General features: G+C 64.0%; 1 pseudogene. It reads left to right on the plus strand.

The features are described 5' to 3' along the window. The first annotated feature begins 119 nt into the window (after nucleotides 1–119). A pseudogene (locus I5W_RS24175) lies at nucleotides 120–985 on the plus strand (alpha/beta fold hydrolase). Nucleotides 986–993: the final 8 nt, after the last annotated feature.

Below are 993 nucleotides of genomic sequence, written 5' to 3' on the forward strand. Positions count from 1 at the left end.
CTTGCCGCCTTTGCCTGCCCGCTCAGCGGGTTTTCGCTCTTGTCAGAGCGCCATTTCCGGCCGACAAGCTCTCTTGAGATAGTAGAATGACGACTTCTTTCACCTGGAAAGCCGTCACCATGACTGAAGCCGTAGTCAAGACAGTGCAGTGCATCTCGCCCGCCGGGCTGCATACCATGGCCTACAAGGAGTGGGGCGATGCCCGCAATCCCAATGTGCTGGTGTGCGTGCATGGCGTCACGCGGGTCTCCGACGATTTCGACCGCATGGCGCGCGAGCTGTGCGATACCTATCGGGTGATCTGCCCGGACGTGGTCGGGCGCGGGCGCTCCGGGCGTCTGGCCAATCCGCAGTTCTACACCGTGCCGCAATACGTGGCCGATATGGTAACCCTGCTGGCGCGCGCCGATGCCGAGATCGTCGACTGGTTCGGTACCTCCATGGGCGGTCTGATCGGCATGGGGCTGGCCTCGCTGCCGGGCAATCCGATCCGGCGCCTGGTGTTGAACGATATCGGCCCTTCCATCAACGGTGCCGCGCTGGCGCGCATCGGTGAGTACATCGGCCAGGACGTGCGCTTCGATACCTTCGAGGAAGCGGCGCAGTACATTCGCACCATTTCCGCCAGCTTCGGTCATCACAGCGATGAGGAGTGGCACAAGCTGGCCAAGGACGTGCTACGCCAGAATGAAGAAGGCAAGTGGGTGCGCCATTACGACCTGGGCCTGGCCGTGCCGTTCAAGCTGACCACGCCGGAAGCGGCCAGTGCGGCCGAGCAGATGCTGTGGGCGGCCTACGATGCCATTCGCTGCCCGACGCTGCTGGTGCGCGGCGCCCAGTCCGACCTGCTGCTGCCGGAAGTGGCGCAGGAAATGACCCGCCGCGGGCCCAAGGCCAAGCTGGTGGAGCTGCCTGACGTGGGTCATGCGCCTACTTCATGCACGCGCCGCAGATCGAGGTGGCGCGCCAGTTCCTGTTGGGTTGAGCAATGCC

Origin of the sequence: Herbaspirillum sp. B65, from assembly GCF_000333555.1 — a bacterium.
Lineage (GTDB): Bacteria > Pseudomonadota > Gammaproteobacteria > Burkholderiales > Burkholderiaceae_D > Herbaspirillum > Herbaspirillum rubrisubalbicans.